This is a genomic window from Rhodoferax sp. (assembly GCF_013297935.1).
Taxonomy (GTDB): Bacteria; Pseudomonadota; Gammaproteobacteria; order Burkholderiales; family Burkholderiaceae_C; genus Allorhodoferax.
On sequence record NZ_JAAFIX010000006.1, the window covers coordinates 70,313 to 86,971 of the forward strand.

Consider the following 16,659-nt stretch of genomic DNA (forward strand, 5'->3'; position numbering starts at 1 on the left):
CTGGCGGCTCGGCAGCCCGGCGGACTGGCTGATGAAGAAGCTTTGTTCTAGACCGGCTTCTTGCGTGATTTCGTAGGTATTGGTGGCACCCAGCCTATTCCTGACCGAGTCAGCATTCTGAGGTTCAGGCGTCTGCTCGTAGAGCACGACCTGAGTCTGAAGCTTCTGAAGGTCATCGACGCCAAACACACAGCCCACGGCCTGTTGCTCAAGATCGGCGAACACGACCCCGAGATGCATAAGACCAAGAAGGTCAACCAGTGGCACTTTGGAATGAAGGCGCATATTGGCACGGATGCTGATTCCGGCTTGGTGCACACCGTCATTGGCACCGCAGCCAACGCCAATAATGTCACAACGGTCACGCACTGCTGCGGAGAGGAGCAGGTTGTCTTCGCTGATGCTGGTTATCAAGGCGCGTCCAAGCGAGATGAGGCCAGTGGCGTGGACTGGCAGATTGCCATTCGGCTAGGCAAGCGAAAACAGCAAAGGCTCACGCCCTGGGGTGCACTCACGGAACAGGCTGAAAAACTCAAGGCAGGTGTGCAAGTCAAACTGGAGCACCCATTTCGGGTGATCAAACGCCAGTGCGGTCATGGCAAGGCCCGCTGTCGCGGGCTGGCTTAGAACACGGCTCAACCCATTACCTTGTTTGCGTTGTCCAACATCTGGATAGCCAGGAAGGTGCTTTTGCAGAGGGCGCAGGCATGAGTGCGCTTGCAAGCGTCCACACGGCCACAATTTAGACACAGTCTTGGCTTGCATCACTAGTCTAATAACGCATGTAAGATTTTCTTGATTTCACATTCGGAGCACAACGTGGAACTACTTAATAGTATTCAGGGCGACAACGTATTGGTTATCCAGGTGCAGGGAGACAATCTCGACGCTAGCAACGTGCGCGACTTTCGCGACGGCATGCAAAAGCTAATCAAAGAACAGACGCGCGTGGTGTTGGATATGTCCCACCTCAAGTTCGTCGACAGCTCGGGCCTGGGTGCGCTGATCTCATGCCTGCGTGATACCAACAGCCGCAAGGGCGATTTCCGCCTGAGTAATATATCGCGCTCGGTAATGGCCCTGTTCGAGTTGATGCGCATGCACCGCGTCTTCAGCATCCACGAGAACGCCGAAGGCGCTGTGGGGTCCTTCAGCTAGAGTCCACGCGGGCCAGCCGATAGCCAAAGCCATAAACCGGCACCATCTTCCAGCCCATTGAACCGTCGAGCTTGAGCTTCTTGCGGATGCGGCTGATATGGGTGTCTACGGTTCGTGAATTCACCTCGCTGCTAATGCCCCAGATGCTGTCTAACAAATGGTCGCGTGACATGAGCTTGGCTGGGTTCTGAAATAGGTACACCGCCAAATCAAATTCCTTTTGCGTTAGGGTGACTGCCTTGCCATTCAAAAGTAGGCTGTGCCTGGGTACATCAATCTCATAGGTGCCCATGCGCATTACCGGCAGGCCACCGGGTCTAGCTCTGCGCGCAGCTGAATGCAGGCGAGCATTGAGCTCTTGCTGCTTGGCCGGCTTGACCACAAAGTCATCGGCACCGGCCTGCAGGGCTTCTACCACGGTTTGCTCGTCATCGCGAGAGGTTAGCACCACGATGGCAAGCTTCCAGCCTTGGCTTTGGCGTACCCACCGTATCACCTCTCCGCCATCGCCATCTGGCAGCATCCAATCCAGCAGCAGCGCATCGAAGCTGCCGCCCTTGAGGGCTGCTAGCATTTCGGTCACCGTACCAAATATTTTCACGCTGTGTTGCGCGCTGCGCAGCCACAGCTCTACCAGCGCTTGCTGATCCGTGTCGTCCTCCAGTACCCCGATGTGCATTGCTTTGTTTCCTTTTTGGAGGGAATCGCCAACGCCCGCCAAGTTCACACTTACATCACAATTCATTGTGGGGGCTTGATTATTCTCCATCTATTGCATCACAGTTTTGAATCGACGCGTACATCATGTCACCCTCGGCACTGCTCTCCCAGGTCACCAATCCCACTCAAATCCGTGCCTATTTTGACTGGCACCTGGAGCAGGGCGTTTACCTGATGCTCATGATTGCCTCCAGCGATGCTCACACAATGGCGCGCATGACAGGGTTTGAGGCCGCCGATGGCAGCCTGCAAGTGGTGTGCACCGGTGTGCGCGATGTGACGGTGCGATCGGACACACCCTATGCCATGATAGGCCGCACCCCCAGCGGGGCCAACTTCCTGGCCTCCGGCACCATGCGCGCGCGCGCTGGCACCAGCGACTGTTTCTCGCTGAGCTTTCCCGCCTGGATCGACGTTTCCCAGGCGCGTGATAGTTACCGCAGCCCAGCACCGGCGGGGCATTTTCTGCACTTCAGTTCGCCGGACCCACACCTCAATGATATCGTCTGCCGGGTGCAGAACGTCAGCCTCGGTGGTCTAGCAGTCGAGTGGGACCTGCGTTACAGAAACGACTTGCCGGCACTGAACAAAATTTCCGAAGACTCCATTCTGCAATCCGGCAATAACCGGATTTCTCTGGGCAAGTTGCGGGTGGCGCACATCACTAAAAGTGGGCACCAAATCCAGCTTGGACTGACTTTCGATCGCGATGCACCACGCGAGTTCGGATCTCTGGTGCTAGATGCGCAGCGCTCACACTACCTCGCCTGAATCGGCAACTAACCCAAATGACAATCGAGAAGATGACATCGCAAAAGGGATGATTTTGGCGGCGGGACAGGGCACCCGAGCGCCCCCTGACACGTGATTTGCCAAAGCCCATGGTGCCGATACTGGGCAAGCCGGTGAGGGAGTACCTGATTGATCACCTGGCGAGCCACGGCATAAACGAGATCATGATCAACGTGGCCTACCACCACCAGCGCATTGAAGAATACTTTGACGACGGCAGTAGCTGGGGGGTGGAGATAGGCTACTCCTATGAAGGAGTGCGAGACCACGGCGACATTCTGCCCATGCCAATGGGCTCGACAGGCGGCATGCGCAGGATCCAAGACTTCAGCGGCTTCTTTGACGAGACCACGCTGGTGTTGTGCGGCGATGCCCTGATCGATTTGGATATCACGGCTGCCATCAAGGAATACAAGGCCAATTGCGCGCTGGCCAGCATCGGCATCTACATCTTCGAGTCAGAGGTGCTGTCCCTTGTACCGCAGCGCAAGGTATGTGACATCGGTGCGGAACTGTTCCGCAGCTGGTGGTACAGGACTTGCCATTTTTTGTGCAAAACCGGTCCTTCCATTGGATTGACATCGGCAAAGTCAGCGACTATTGGTCGGTGCTGCAGCGTGTTATCAAGGGGGAGATTACCGACATGAGAATGCCGGGCAAGGAGGTGCGGCAAGGCGTCTGGGTCGGCCTCAACACCTCGATTCCCTAGGACCAGGTCAAGATCGAGAGGCTGGTGTATTTTGGCTCCAGCGTTCGTGTGGAGCCTGGCGCGACCATTGTCGGCCCAGCCTGGATGGGCCACAGTAGCGTCATCCGCTCAGGCGCCAAGGTCACGCGCAGCGTGATTTTTGAATACACCTGCATTCCGGCCGATACCTATTTCAACGAGATGATTATGTCGCGGCAGTACTGCGTGGGCCGCTATGGCGAAACCCTTTACAGCGACGACGACCCCACCCAATTGCGCTGGGGTGATGCCCGCGCTTGAAAACACTCTTCCTCCACTCCCATCCAAACACCATACAAATCCAACCTCTCGTGCTCTGCGGCGGCTCCGGTTCTAGGCTCTGGCCCCTCTCCCGCGAAAAATACCCCAGCAGTTGCTGCAACTGACTGGCTCCGATTCTCTGTTCCAGGCCACTCTGCAGCGTGTCAGCGGCTTGGCGGAACACACCCTGGTGCCACTGATTGTGTGCAATGAAGAGTACCGCTTTGCTATCGCCGAGCAAGTGCGTTGCATCGGACAGAGCGGCACGCTGATTCTGGAACCCAGTGGAAAAAATACAGTACCTGCGCTCTCCGTAGGAGCACTCGAAGCTATGCGCAACGGGGCAGATCCGGTGCTGCTGGTCATGCCAGCCGACCATGTCATCGTGGACGGCGCGGCCTTCCAGGCCAGTGTGCCCAGCAGGGCGCCGTGGTGTCCTTTGGCATCACCCCGACCCGACCGGAGACCGGATACGGCTACATTCAGTGCAGCTCAGCCGCAGCCCAGGGCGAAGCGCGCACCATCCAGCGTTGTGTTGAAAAGCCCCAACGCGAAACGGCACAGGGCGATATCGCAGACGTTAATTTTCTGTGGAATGCTGGCATCTTCATGCTGCGCGCCTCGGTCTGGCTGGCTACCATGCGGATCTGCTGCCCCGATACTTTGGCGGCTTACGAAAACGCTTGGCGCTCCGGAAAAAATGATGGTGAATTCGCTCGTGTGGATGGAGCGGCATTTAATCTCTGCCCGTCCGACTCGATCGACTACGCCGTGATGGAGCGCATCACACAGCAACCTGTGGTGCCGCAATTTCCGCAGGCGCTGGTGCTGCCTCTGTCGGTCGGCTGGTCGGATGTGGGCGCCTGGGACGCTCTCTGGGACGTGCTGGCGAAGGACGCTCACGGCAATGTCGCACGCGGGGACGTGATACTAGAAGACGGCCACAACACTTTGGCATTTTCGCAAGGCCGCCTGTTGGCCTGCGTTGGTGTGGACAACATAGTGGTAGTCGAAACGCCGGACGCCATCCTCGTGGCGCACAAGGACCGCACGCAGGATGTCAAAAAGATCGTCACCCACCTGCAGCGCGAAGGTCGTGCCGAGGAACAGAACCACCGCAAGCTCTACCGTCACTGGGGTTGGTATGACAGCGTAGACATGGGCGCGCGCTTTTAGGTCAAGCGTATAGTGGTCTCACCCGGTGCCAGCCTTTCGCCGCGAATGCACCACCACCGCGCCGAGCACTGGATTGTGGTCAGCGGAACGGCCTGTGTCACCAAAGGCGATGAAACGCTGCTCCTCTCGGAGAACCAGTCCACCTATATCCCCCTGGGTACCGTGCATCGCTTGAAAAGCCCGGGTCGTGTGGAACTGGAAATGATTGAAGTGCAGTCTGGCAGCTGCTTAGGCAAAGAAGATATCGTGCGCTTTGACGACGTGTACGGTCGCGTGCCGGCATGACAGCGACACCCGGCGTGCTGCGCCTACACCACTCCGCCATCATTCGCTCGGACTATGCCGTGACGCGCCGTTTCTATACCGAGGTGCTTGGCCTGGCGGTGCTGGCCGAGAACTACCGCGTCGCACTCGACTCCTAGAGACTTGACCTGCAACTGCCCGACGGCGGCCAGGTCGAGCTATTTTCCATGCCCCAAGTCCGAGTACGCCCGTCTTACACGGAAGCCTGCGGCCTGCGCCACCTAGCCTTTACCGTGGGTGACCTCAAGGCTTGGGTGACTCACCCGGGATCACTGAGAATTGCACTGGAGTCGGTGCGCCTGGATGAGCACACGGGCAAACGCTTTATGTTCCTCCAGGACCCGGACCAATTGCCGCTTGAAATCTACGGGATCAAGGTCTTGCCGGTGGAACGGCCTGTGAGTGTTAGTCGGGCTGGACCAGCTCCGCCACCGCAGCGGCTAGGCGCTGAAGCACCGCCTGCAGGCGTTCAGGCGCAGCGCATTCGACCTCCATGGCCTCGCGCGCCAGCAGGCTGAGTTCGCCGAAGCCATAACTGCCGGCCGCACCGGCCAAGCGGTGTAGTGCCATATGGCGCGCTTGGGCATCGAGGGCGTGTTGAATGTCGTGCAGGCGCTGCGCCAGACCGGCCACAAAGGTTTGCTGGATTTTGCGAAACTGCGCGGCAAACGCCGGGTCCACGCTCTCAACCTTGGGTGTCACGCCCATGGTCCCAGTAGATACGGATGATCCCTGGCAGGGCCACCGGGTCAAAGGGCTTGACGATCACGCCCGTGGCCCCGTGCTCCAGCAGCGCCTCCACCTCGTCCTGCATGGCCTTGGCGGTCAGAAATACAATCGGTACACCCTGCATCTGCGGCAGCGCACGCAGCTGCACCAGGGTCTCGGGCCCGCTCATATCCGGCATCATCACATCCAGCAGCAACAATTGGGGCCGGAAGTCCTGCACCCGCTGAAGCGCCTGCTCCCCGCCTTCGCATAGGCACAGTGTCAATCCACCCAGGCGGGCCAGGCTGAAATCCAGAATCAGGCGGATGTCGGGGTCGTCTTCCACGCACATCACGCGTTCAAATGCTTCCCCTTGTTCCATCAGCCCACTCCTTTGCCGGTTTGCGCCAGAATCGCGGCCACGCTGGCCTGCATGTCCTGGCGCTTCACGCCGCTTGCTGCTAGCCAGCCCATACCATAGCGCGCGGCAAAGCCAGCGTTCAGAGCATCGCTGACCAGCAGCACGCGCGCCGGCGTCAGTTGTCGCTGCAGACACGCGCAAAAATCATCCGCTGGGCCCTGGGCCTGCGGGTTGGCTAGCAGCACCGCAGGCAGTCCTCGCTGGCGGATAAGGGTCTCGGCACCGGCTAGGTTGGCAGCCACATCCACTGGAGCCAGATCGCCTAGCCAGTCGGCCAGGCGCTCCTGCTGCTGGTGGTCGTGGGCCAGGCACAAAATCCAAGGCCCGTCGGGCGTGCGCTGCAGGCAGGGCAGGCTGACACGGAAGGTGGAGCCGCCAATGTCGCCCGCATCCGCGCTCACCGTTCCTCCCATTTTCTCCACCAGAATGCGACTGATATACAGGCCCAGGCCGGTGCCGCCCACCGGGCGCCGGTCCGAGGCGTCGGCCTGCGAAAACTTCTCGAACAGCCTTTTGCGAAAGGCCGGGTCAATGCCCGGGCCCTCGTCTACCACCGCAACCTGCACCGTTTGCCAGTCCCGCGTCAGCAGCACGCGCACCGTCTTGCCCGCAGGCGAGTGCTTGATGGCGTTTGATAACAGGTTGGCCATGACCTGTAGAAAGCGGTCCGGATCCATCTGTACGAGGCAATCGGGCGCTGCATCGTCAAACACTAGGCTGACATCTGTGCGTTGCGCATAGCTGGTGTTAGCGCTCAGGGACTCGCGGATCAGCGGCGCCAATTCCACCGGACGCAGATTGAGCGGCATGTGGTTACCCTCTAGCTTGGTCAGGTCCAGCACATCGTCAATAAGCTGGTTCAGGCGGTCGCCATTGCGCTTAGCCACCTGCAGCAGCACGAGCGCCGCTTCCGGCAGGCTGCCGCCCGAGCCCACCGCCAGCAGGCCCAAAGCGCCCAGGATGGAGGTCAGCGGCGTGCGCAATTCGTGGCTCACCATGGCCAGAAACTCGTCCTTCATGCGCTCAATACGACGTGTTTCGCGCAAGTCGTGCAGAGCGATGGTGCGGAATGTCTGCGACCCAATGCTCCAGCGCTCGTGCGACACCGAAAACGGCGTGCGCACCTGCTCATTAGCTCCCAGCGCTACCTCGGGTCGGTCCAGCAGCTCGGCCACATCCAGTCCGGTCAGAGTTTGCAGCGCCATGCCGGCTGGGTCCTGATCCGAGGCAATCGCAAATAGTGCGCGCGCCGCGCGGTTGAGCTCGCAGACCAAGCCATGCTCATCAATCGTGATGATGGCGTCGGTAATATGTTCATTGATGGCCTGCTGACGCTTCGCCATCATGGCCACGCGGCTCTGCAAGTTCAGCACCCGCTGATACTGGCGCAGCTTGGCCCGCATAATGACTGGGCTTACCGGCTTGACCAGAAAATCCGCTGCGCCACTGGCCAGCGCCCGGGCAAAGTGCTCGTCCCCCTTTAGCGCAGACAACACAATTACTGGCAGCCATTTGCCGGTGATCTGCTGGCGCACCGCGCGCGCCACCGCAAAGCCGTCCATGTCGGGCATCAACAGGTCCAGCAGCAGCACATCCGGCGGATTGCGTTCGATCAGATACAAGGCCTCCGCGCCGCTGGCGGCCTCTAGGGCCACATGGCCCAGCTCGCGCACCACCTGAATCAGCTGCTGGCGGCTGGGCCCGATGTCGTCGGCCACCATTACCGTGAGCGAATCTTCAGTGGGGGTGGGAGGGTACATGGGCTGTCGGCGGGCGCGTTCCGGAATTCACAATCCGGTCACAAGTTGGCAGCGGTGCTGGTCTGTAATGCACATATAGTGTTTACTGTAACCGTAACGCGAGCCGCCCACACCATGAAAAAAGCCAAACTCCCACATATGCCGAGCCAGCGCACCAACCAGTTTCGGGCAGCCTGGAAACGCGTCGTATGGCGCATCAAGGTCAACACCCTTAATGCAGTCAAGCGCACGGTGGATATTTGGGTGGTGCTGCCTGCCCTGCTGCTGCTTGCCCCCCTGTTCTTGGTGGTGGCCCTGTGCATACGCCTATACGACGGAGGGCCGGTGCTATATTGGCAAAAGCGCGTGGGTCGGCGTGGCCAGGAATTCGCCTTTCCGAAGTTCCGCTCCATGTGCGTGGATTCTGACGCCATGCGTGCCAAGATTGCCGCTCAGAACCAGCACGGAGCCGCCGGTGTCACCTTTAAGATGAAGCGAGACCCTCGCATCACCCCTATCGGCCGCTTCATCCGCCGCTTCAGCATCGACGAGCTGCCCCAACTCTGGTGCGTTCTGACCGGCAAGATGACCCTGGTCGGTCCGCGCCCGCCTATGCCAGCCGAGGTGGCCAAGTACACCCTGCGCGACCGCGAACGCCTGAGCGTAGTGCCCGGCCTGACTTGTTTCTGGCAGGTCAATGGCCGCTCGGAAATCCCGTTTGACCAGCAGGTGGAAATGGACCTCGACTACATTCACCAGCGCTCGCTGTGGATCGACATCAAGGTGCTGTTCAAGACCATTCCCGCAGTCCTGTTCGGCCGCGGCGCCTATTGATCCCTACCCCTCGCTCTCTCCATCCCATACACGATGCAAGACATCCGCCCTTCCAGCCCGCGCCCCATCAGGGTGGTGCTGTTCATGACCCAAGAGTGTGCAGCCGATGTGCCTGGCGACGAGCACATGCTCGCGTGCCTGCTACCGCTGGGCAGCGCCAGCTTTGCCGAGCGTGTGATGGACAGTTGCGCGCTGGCCGGCGTGCGCCAGATCGATGTGGTGGTCAGCGAACACCCTGAAGCCCTGCGCGCCACCCTTCAGGACGGCGCGCCCTGGGGCATCCAACTTAATTGGCAACATGCCAAAGAATCGGCTACCCCTTACACCGTGCTGCGCGGTATGGGCCTGGCGCCGCATGAGCAGGTGCTAATAGGCCACGCCCACCAGTGGGTGGCCAGCCGCATCATCGGTGAACTGTTGCAGGGCAGTGGTGTGGCCCTTCAGGTGGCCGCAGATGTGCTGTGGACCGGCTGGTTCAGCGCCAGCGCCGAAGAGCTGGCCGCACTCGGCCCGCATGCCGACTACAGCGAGCTTTCCGCGCGCGCGCGCGGTATGCTGGGGTCCCGCTGCATGTTTGCCACCGGCCCCGAATTTGCCCAAAACCTGAACGCCGCCGACTTGCTGGCGGCGCAACAGCACGCACTCGACGGCATGCAAGAAGCGGCCATTCCGGCCTCCTGGCTGCGCATGCCCTGGGGCGCAATCAGTCCGGACGCAGTGATCCATGCCGAAGCCCAGATCCACGGTCCGGTGTTGGTGGGAGCTGGCTGCGTGGTCGAAGCCGGAGCCGAACTGGGCCCGTACAGCGTGCTGGCGCACGACGTCTTCGTGGCCGGCGGCGCTCGAGTGCGCCACTCGCTAGTCATGGGCAACACCTACGTGGGCGGCCAGATAGCGCTGGAAAACGCCGTGGCCCAGGGCAACTCCATTCAAAGCCTTAAGTGGGACGTGCGCACTGTGCTAAGCGCGCAGGACGCCATGATGACGCCGCTGCGCAGCCGTGTAACGGCCGCCACGCCCTGGAGCTCGCGCCTGCTGGCCGCGCTGGTGGCGCTGGCCCTGCTGCCACTGCTTCCCTTGGCGCTGCTGCTGCAACGCCTGCTCAGCGGCCGCAGCTTGTGGCGCCGGGTGCAAGTGGTGCAGTCGCGCCTGGCCGGGCAGGACGCCCTGCTGCACCAAACAGTGCGCCTTGCGCACAGCGCGCAGGCGCCGGACAGCCTGGTGGCGCACTACGGCGCGCTGCTTGACATCGTGCAGGGCCGGCGCAGTTGGTTCGGGCTGCGCCCGCGCCGGGAGGCCGAGTGGTATGCCCTAGGGCGTGACTGGCAGGAACTCTTCAGCTGCACCGCCATCGGCATGTTCCACGCACCGGCATGGAGCGAAGACAGCGCCGACCTAGACAGTGAGGCCTATGCGGCCGCTGATGCCTTCATGGCCGTGCAATCCGGCATGTCTGGGCGTTTCAAAATTCTCTACGCCCAGTTGCGGCGCAGCCGCTGAGTCAGGCCGTAACCCGATCACATCACCCAGGAAGCCAAGCCTGCATGTCGGAACTCTCGCTATTGCTCCGGCGCAACCGGTTTGCGCTAGAGATTATGGTTATCTTGTTCCTGTGCGAATTCAGCCTCATGCTGGCGTTGAACTATATGATGCTCAACATCAGTGCTCTGCATACCGATCTGCTGGATGCATTCATCCTTTTATTGATCAGTGCACCCCTGATACTCTGGCGCAGCCGCGCCGTGCACGGGCGCGAGTCACAAAACCTTTCCCGTGCGGTTCAATCTTCCAGCCACGCCGTGGTACTGCTTGATACGCGGGGCCGCATCTACTGGGTCAACGAGGGCTTTACTCGGATTTCGGGCTACACCATGGAGGAAGTGCTAGGCGCCGATGCCTCGGCCCTGCTTAGTAGCGGCATGAGTGAGCCTTCTGCCTTGGCCCAAATGCACGCCGCAAAGAGCGGATCGCAGGCATGCCGAGTAGAGGTGTGCAATCGGCGCAAGGACGGCAGCCTGTACTGGGGTGACCTCGACGTCCGGCCCGATTTCGATGCGCGTGGCAAGCTGGTCGGCTTTATTGAAATCTGCACAGACATCACCGAGCTCAAGGAATCCAGGAGTCGCCTCAAGGCCAGTCTCCTTGAGGCCGAGGCCCTGCGCCAGACGGTGGACACCCATGCCATCGTATCGGTGGCCGACCGCGACGGCCGGATAACTGACGCAAATGTCGCCTTTTGCAACATCAGCGGCTACAGCCGCGAGCAGTTGATTGGCAGCAACCACCGGCTGCTTAACTCGGGCAACCACGACGCCGCCTTCTGGAGCGCCATGTGGGACGACATCGCCAGCGGCCGCCCCTGGCGTGGCGAAATCTGTAACCGCAACTGTCGGGGCCAGCTCTACTGGGTGGACAGCATGATTGCGCCCTTCAAGGGGGTAGACGGGCTGGTGGATAAATATGTCTCGGTTCGCGTGGACATCACCGCGCGCAAGCGCCTTGAGCAGGAGCGCGAACAGCAAACCTTGCTGCTACAGGACGCGCAGGAGCGAGTGCGTATGGCCACCGAAAGTGCTGGCATCGGCATCTGGTCGTTCAATCTGATTACCGGCGCACAAAAATGGGACGCGCAGCAATACCGCTTGTTCGGGCTGTCGTACGACCCGAACTGTCGTGTGCCTATTTACGATCTGTGGCATTCGCATCTGCATCCCGAGGATGCTGAGCAGGCTGTAGCTGCATTCAGTCAAACCATTGCGAGCGGAGTTCCATTTGTTAACCAGTTCCGCATTATCCGGCCGGATGGCGCGGTACGCCTCATCAAGGCCCTAGGCAGCCCGCGCTTGGACACCCAGGGACGGGTGGAATACATAGTGGGCACCAATATGGATGTCACCGATGCCGCGCTGCTGTCCCGGTCCATGGACGAGGCACGCCAGCGTGCCGAGGAGGCCAGTCGCGTCAAGACCCAGTTCATGGCCAATATGAGCCACGAAATCCGCACCCCTTTGAACGGCGTGTTGGGCCTGCTGCGGCTCCTAGAATACACCCCATTGGACACGCGCCAGCGCGATTACGTTCAACAGGCCGAACGGGTCTCGGGCCTGATGCTGCGCATGGTTGACAGTATTCTGGACTACACCAGCCTTGAAGTGCAGCGGATGGTGCTGCACTGCTACCCTTTCGCCGTGGACAACTGGCTGGAAGAGGTGGCTGTGGTGATCGCAGCGAGCGTGGGCGAGAGTGAGATCAATGTGCTGTTTGATGTGCCGCAGTCCCTGCCCCTCAGCCTAGTGGGCGACGGCAAGCGGCTGCAACAGGTGCTGTTCTGCCTGCTGGACAATGCCATAAAGTTTACCGCCGCCGGCGTTGTGGTGTGCCAGATCGAGTTACAGCAGCAGACCCCGAGCCACTGCCGCCTGGCTTTTTGTGTGCGCGACACTGGTATCGGCATCGCTGCGCAATCGCTGGAAGCGATATTTGGCGAATTTGTGCAACTGGAGTCCGGAGACACCCGAGCCTATGGCGGGGTCGGGCTGGGTCTCCCGGTGGCACAGCGCTTAGTGCACCTGATGGGGGGCAGCCTTGCTGTGCAGAGCCAGCTTGGGCAGGGCAGCAGCTTTTCTTTCACCCTGGAGCTGGCCCTGCCCGAGTTAGACGCACAGGTCCCGGCAGCGTCTCAACGTGCGTTATTGCTGCCCAAAGCGGAGGCGGCTGCACTGGTGGTGGACGCCTGCCCTAGCGCTCGCCAACTGCTAGCAAGGCTGGCCGAATCGCAGGTCGGGCCCGCATCCACGGCAGATAGTTGCACGCAGGCGCTGGCGCTGGTCCGCAGCCGACTGGAGGGTGACGGTCTGCCTTTCACCCTGATCCTGCTGGACTGGCATATGCCTGATGCTGACAGCTGGCAGACCCTCCAGGAACTGCGAGCGCTTTACGCCCAGCACAGCGACGTACAGCCGCAGATCGTCATGCTCAGCAACAACGCCAACGTGGCGCGGCACCAGCTGATGGTGGCGCGCGACAAACTGGCCGACGGATTTCTGGCCAAGCCCTTTACCGCCGGCATGTTACGCCGCCTGCTGCAGCGCTCGCCTGACGCGCCACGCGAGCCGGTGGCCGCAGTGTCACGCACCCCCCGCTTGCCAAATATGCGCGTGCTGTTGGTGGAAGACAACCCGATCAACCAGCGGGTCATGCAACAGATGTTGTTGGCGGAGGGCGCACGCGTCACCCTTGCGGAAAACGGCCAGCAGGGAGTGGACGTCGTGCGCGCCTCCCTGGACGTCGAAGCCTTCGACGTGGTGCTGATGGACCTGCAGATGCCGGTGTTGGACGGCTACCAGGCCGCCCGTGCCATTCGCACTGATCTGGCGCAAAACCGACTGCCCATTATTGCCGTGAGCGCCAATCTGGCGGCCGTAGACCGCGCGCAAAGCCAGTCCGCCGGCATGAACGCGCACATCGGCAAGCCCTTTGTTCTGGAAGAACTGGTGGCCGAGATGCGGCGCTTGACGGGCCTGGAGCTGCCGGATGAGCAGGCTCCGCCCGAGGGCGCCTTGCTGCACGCCTACTGGATAGGCGGCCAGGCCGCAGCCCCCGATGCCGCAGCCCTGCTGCAACAGGGCGTGCTGCTGCATCTGCTGGACGCGGAGGAGCTGGCGGCCGTGCAGGCCCCCGAGGGCCATGCCGCGTTGCTGCTGGCCGACCTGGCGACAGCCACTGGCGCGCGCCTGCGCGATTGGGCCGGCCACCACTCGGCCGGCACCCGGGCCCTGGTGGTGCTGGCCGAGAGCGTCACAGAAGAGCAGATGCAGGCCTGCATAGACGCCGGCGCGGTGGACCTGGTGCCCACCGCATACGCCAGTGCGCAGCTGGGCGTGATTGCCAGAAAGCACCTAGATGCACAGGGCGCCCTGCGCACCGACCCGCACAACAAAGTGCCGGGGATTGACGCGCACGGAGCCATGGCGCGCACCCAGACCGACCTGAGCTTTTTCGGCAGCCTAATGCACGCCTTTTACGAGGAACTTCCGCAGCGCCGCGCCCAGATGCAGCAGGCCTGGAGCCATGAGCAGGACCAGATCAAACTCCGCTGTCACTCCCTAAAGGGCCTGGCCGCTACCTTCGGGCTGCAAAGCCTAGCGCAGGTGGCACTCCAAGCCGAGAACCAGAGCCAGCAGGCGCCGCCCGATGCCGCGCTGCTGCTACAACTCGACGCTGAGATGCAGTCCGCCGGCTTCCAAATCCTGCGCTGGCTCACCCTGCACCCGAACTGCATACTGGACATTCCATGAACCAATCCCCTAGCGCTGCCCTGCGCATCTTGGTGGTGGACGACGAACCCATTGCCCGCTTGATCCTGTCGCGCCCGCTCAAGGAGTTGGGCCACAAGGTCTTCACCGCTGCCAGCGGCAACGAAGCTCTGAAACTGCTAGATGCGCAGGACTTCGACCTGCTGTTGCTGGACATCGGCATGCAGGACGGCGATGGCTTTGCCGTGCTGGAGTCCTTGCGCAAACTGCAGGAGGTGCGCTGGATGCCAGTGATCGTCACCTCCGGCGACCAAACCGAGGCACAGATCATGCGGGCGCTGGAACTCGGCGCCGACGACTACATGACCAAGCCGCTCAACTTCGGCTTTCTGCGCTACAAGATCCGCAACTTCCAGCGCGTGATCTCGCTGCAGAACGTGAACCGGACCCTGCTCGACACCGTGCTGCAAAAGCAGCAGTCGCTGGAAGAGCGCATTGCCCTTGAGTTTGAATACAGCGCGCGCATCCAGAAAACCTTGCTGTTCGGCAGCGTGCCGCTGGCGCCGGGCGGGCTGTTCACCGCGGCAAGGGCGCAGGCGGCGCAGGGCATCAATGGCGACTTCATCGAAGTCATCTCAATCTATCCGGACACCGTGGACCTGATCATTGGCGACGTCATGGGCAAGGGCCCGCTGGCGGCGATTTTGGGGGCAGACGTCAAGCTGCAGGTGCAGCGCCAGATCACCCAGCATCTGAGCACCGGCGACGGGCAGCGCTTTGGCGTGGAGCAGATCGTCAACTCCATCCACCGCACGCTCACGCCCAAGCTAATACAGCTGGAGAGCTTTGTCACTTTTTTGTACGCCCGCCTGGACAAGGCCGCCGGCACGCTCACCGTGGTCTGCTGCGGCCACCCGCCGTTGATCGTGCTGGACGGCGGGCAGACCCGCCAGTTCGGCGCGCCGAACATGCCGCTGGGAGTGTTGGTCGACGAAGTCTACGAGGCTCAGCAATGCCAGGTGCATGCCGGCGCCTCGGTGATTTCCTTCTCCGACGGCCTGTCAGAGGCCAAGAACACCGCCGGCGAGGTCTACGGCGAAGAGCGCTTGATGCTGGAGCTGGCCGCCTACCACGGCGCCGGCTGGGGTGTCAATGCGCTGGTTGAAATGGTCTATGCCTCGGTACTGCGCTTTGCCGGCGAACAGCCGCTGGGCGACGACCTGACGCTGGTGGTGGCCAAGCTGCCGCAATCCGGCCCCATGCCCCACATGCTGCGCCTGCCGCGCGCGCTGCAGCATATTACCGAGCTGCGCGGCTTTATCGAAGACTTTGCCCGCGACCTGCAACTGGCGCCCGAGCTGGTCGACAAGCTAGCGCTGGTGGCAGTGGAAGCCTTTTCCAACACCGTTCGTCACTCTAACAGCGAGATTAGCCACTCCGTGCTAGAGGTACAGCTGCGCAAGGTGGGCCAGGAGATTTGCCTGCTACTTGAGGCGCTGGGCCCTTATTTCGATCCGGTGCGCGAGACCGAAGACTTCAGTGGCCCGGTGGACCTGAACCGCGAGGGCGGCTTTGGCCTGCACATCATCAATGCGCTTACCGACCGCTTCCGCTACCACCATGCCGCTGGCGTTAACCAGATGGAATTCGGCTTCAATTGTCCTGCATAGGAGCTCCGCTGCAGCGCGAACTGCCGGCCGAGGTTCCTTCTCCGTCGAAGGTGTCGCCGTTGCACCCGCGCGATTTCGTGTCTTACATGGCCTCGTAGGGCAGTTTCATTATGGCGTTCAAGTTTCGGGTAGCTGCTAATGCCCATTAAGCCGGAGACACGGCCTTCCCGCTCCTTCATGTTGAAGGGTTGCCTCAGGCAGTCGGCCATCCTTTACTCGGTGATGTCGTGGGCAATATTTTCGGTGCCTGTGACCAGGCCTTCGGCCTCGAGCAAGTGCATTTTCATGGGGCGTTCCGGGTCTCGCTGCAATCGGTTCAGTATTCGTGGTGTACCTGATTGAGCACAGCTACGCGGGTGGCCATGATCTGCAGTTCCTCGTCGCGCTTGGCGTGGGCGCCGGCATATAGGTCGGCATCAGACTTGCCCACCGCTTCGGTCGGGTCTTTCAGCCGTAGGCGTGCGCCAGGTCGTGCTGCTGTTGATGCGAATGAAGCGGCTGTCGTGCTCGTGGTGGGTAGTGGATAGTTCAGCGTAGCTACTGATGACGCTGCCAGCGGGCTGGCCCTGACCTAGCGCATATAAATTAGGCGCTCGGATGAGCGTCCTCCCCTGAGTTTTAAGTGCACCTTGTCGTGTGCGTCGGCTTGAAACGCCAGGCTCCGCAACAAATGGGCTTCCATCTTCGAGTTGGCCAGTTGGGCGAGTTTGAGGCAGTAAAGCTCGCTTGCGCGACATCTGCTGCAGGCGCTGGGCGCTTTGACCCAACAGCGCTTAGCGCTGCGGGTCCTCGAAGATCTTATGTATCTGGGAAACAGAGATGTCGATGCCTTCAGGTGTGGACTAGACCAAGCCGAGCAGAAAGGATTGCTGGTTCACGGGATGGCTCAGCCCTC

12 protein-coding genes and 3 pseudogenes are annotated in these 16,659 nt (G+C 61.2%); 11 read left to right on the top strand and 4 right to left on the bottom strand.

All coding sequences use genetic code 11. The annotated features are described in order from the left end of the window. Positions 1 to 9: 9 nt before the first annotated feature. A pseudogene (locus QZW03_RS10340) lies at positions 10 to 711 on the top strand (transposase); the annotation flags it as partial. Positions 712 to 819: 108 nt separating this feature from the next. After that, positions 820 to 1,158, top strand: a complete 339-nt coding sequence (locus tag QZW03_RS10345) for an STAS domain-containing protein (protein WP_296509922.1) — start codon at positions 820 to 822, stop codon at positions 1,156 to 1,158. On the opposite strand, the gene QZW03_RS10350 is transcribed toward QZW03_RS10345, so the two are convergent. After that, positions 1,151 to 1,837, bottom strand: coding sequence for a response regulator transcription factor (locus QZW03_RS10350; protein ID WP_296509923.1), 687 nt, complete (start codon positions 1,835 to 1,837; stop codon positions 1,151 to 1,153). The two genes, QZW03_RS10345 and QZW03_RS10350, sit on opposite strands and share 8 nt — an antisense overlap. A gap of 125 nt (positions 1,838 to 1,962) precedes the next feature. Here QZW03_RS10350 and QZW03_RS10355 point away from each other — a divergent pair, with 125 nt between their 5' ends. The 5 genes and pseudogenes from QZW03_RS10355 (at position 1,963) to QZW03_RS10375 (ending at position 5,655) form a co-directional block, all read left to right on the top strand. Next, positions 1,963 to 2,649 (top strand): hypothetical protein, encoded by a 687-nt coding sequence (locus QZW03_RS10355; protein WP_296509924.1) that lies wholly within the window; start codon positions 1,963 to 1,965, stop codon positions 2,647 to 2,649. A gap of 110 nt (positions 2,650 to 2,759) precedes the next feature. Then, positions 2,760 to 3,317 (top strand): sugar phosphate nucleotidyltransferase, encoded by a 558-nt coding sequence (locus tag QZW03_RS10360; RefSeq protein WP_296509925.1) that lies wholly within the window; start codon positions 2,760 to 2,762, stop codon positions 3,315 to 3,317. Positions 3,318 to 3,403: 86 nt separating this feature from the next. Then, positions 3,404 to 3,658 carry a hypothetical protein gene (locus tag QZW03_RS10365; protein ID WP_296509926.1) on the top strand — a complete coding sequence of 85 codons (255 nt, stop codon included), beginning with the start codon at positions 3,404 to 3,406 and terminating at the stop codon, positions 3,656 to 3,658. 32 nt (positions 3,659 to 3,690) lie between these two features. Continuing rightward, positions 3,691 to 5,119 (top strand): annotated as a pseudogene (locus tag QZW03_RS10370) (mannose-1-phosphate guanylyltransferase/mannose-6-phosphate isomerase). Continuing rightward, a pseudogene (locus QZW03_RS10375) lies at positions 5,116 to 5,655 on the top strand (VOC family protein). The pseudogenes QZW03_RS10370 and QZW03_RS10375 overlap by 4 nt, the downstream one beginning before the upstream one ends. On the opposite strand, the gene QZW03_RS10380 reads toward QZW03_RS10375, so the two are convergent. Genes QZW03_RS10380 through QZW03_RS10390 form a run of 3 tightly spaced genes read right to left on the bottom strand, consistent with a single transcriptional unit; the run spans position 5,543 to position 8,026 of the window. Then, positions 5,543 to 5,839 (bottom strand): Hpt domain-containing protein, encoded by a 297-nt coding sequence (locus QZW03_RS10380; RefSeq protein ID WP_296509927.1) that lies wholly within the window; start codon positions 5,837 to 5,839, stop codon positions 5,543 to 5,545. The pseudogene QZW03_RS10375 and the gene QZW03_RS10380 sit on opposite strands and share 113 nt — an antisense overlap. Then, positions 5,823 to 6,227, bottom strand: coding sequence for a response regulator (locus tag QZW03_RS10385; RefSeq protein WP_296509928.1), 405 nt, complete (start codon positions 6,225 to 6,227; stop codon positions 5,823 to 5,825). Before QZW03_RS10385 ends, QZW03_RS10380 begins: the two co-directional genes overlap by 17 nt. After that, the gene (locus QZW03_RS10390) at positions 6,227 to 8,026 is read right to left on the bottom strand and encodes a hybrid sensor histidine kinase/response regulator (protein ID WP_296509929.1); all 1,800 of its coding nucleotides are present in this window, start codon (positions 8,024 to 8,026) and stop codon (positions 6,227 to 6,229) included. The genes QZW03_RS10385 and QZW03_RS10390 overlap by 1 nt, the downstream gene beginning before the upstream one ends. Before the next feature lie 114 nt (positions 8,027 to 8,140). Here QZW03_RS10390 and QZW03_RS10395 point away from each other — a divergent pair, with 114 nt between their 5' ends. From QZW03_RS10395 to QZW03_RS10410, 4 genes are read left to right on the top strand one after another with little or no spacing between them, the layout of a single operon-like run. Beyond that, on the top strand, positions 8,141 to 8,839 hold the full coding sequence (locus QZW03_RS10395; protein ID WP_296509930.1) for a sugar transferase: 699 nt from the start codon (positions 8,141 to 8,143) through the stop codon (positions 8,837 to 8,839). Between the two features lie 33 nt (positions 8,840 to 8,872). Next, on the top strand, positions 8,873 to 10,339 hold the full coding sequence (locus tag QZW03_RS10400; protein ID WP_296509931.1) for a hypothetical protein: 1,467 nt from the start codon (positions 8,873 to 8,875) through the stop codon (positions 10,337 to 10,339). 44 nt (positions 10,340 to 10,383) lie between these two features. Continuing rightward, complete coding sequence (locus tag QZW03_RS10405; RefSeq protein WP_296509932.1) at positions 10,384 to 14,136, top strand: PAS domain S-box protein; 3,753 nt, start codon at positions 10,384 to 10,386, stop codon at positions 14,134 to 14,136. Then, complete coding sequence (locus tag QZW03_RS10410; RefSeq protein ID WP_296509933.1) at positions 14,133 to 15,764, top strand: SpoIIE family protein phosphatase; 1,632 nt, start codon at positions 14,133 to 14,135, stop codon at positions 15,762 to 15,764. The genes QZW03_RS10405 and QZW03_RS10410 overlap by 4 nt, the downstream gene beginning before the upstream one ends. Positions 15,765 to 16,659 lie beyond the last annotated feature (895 nt).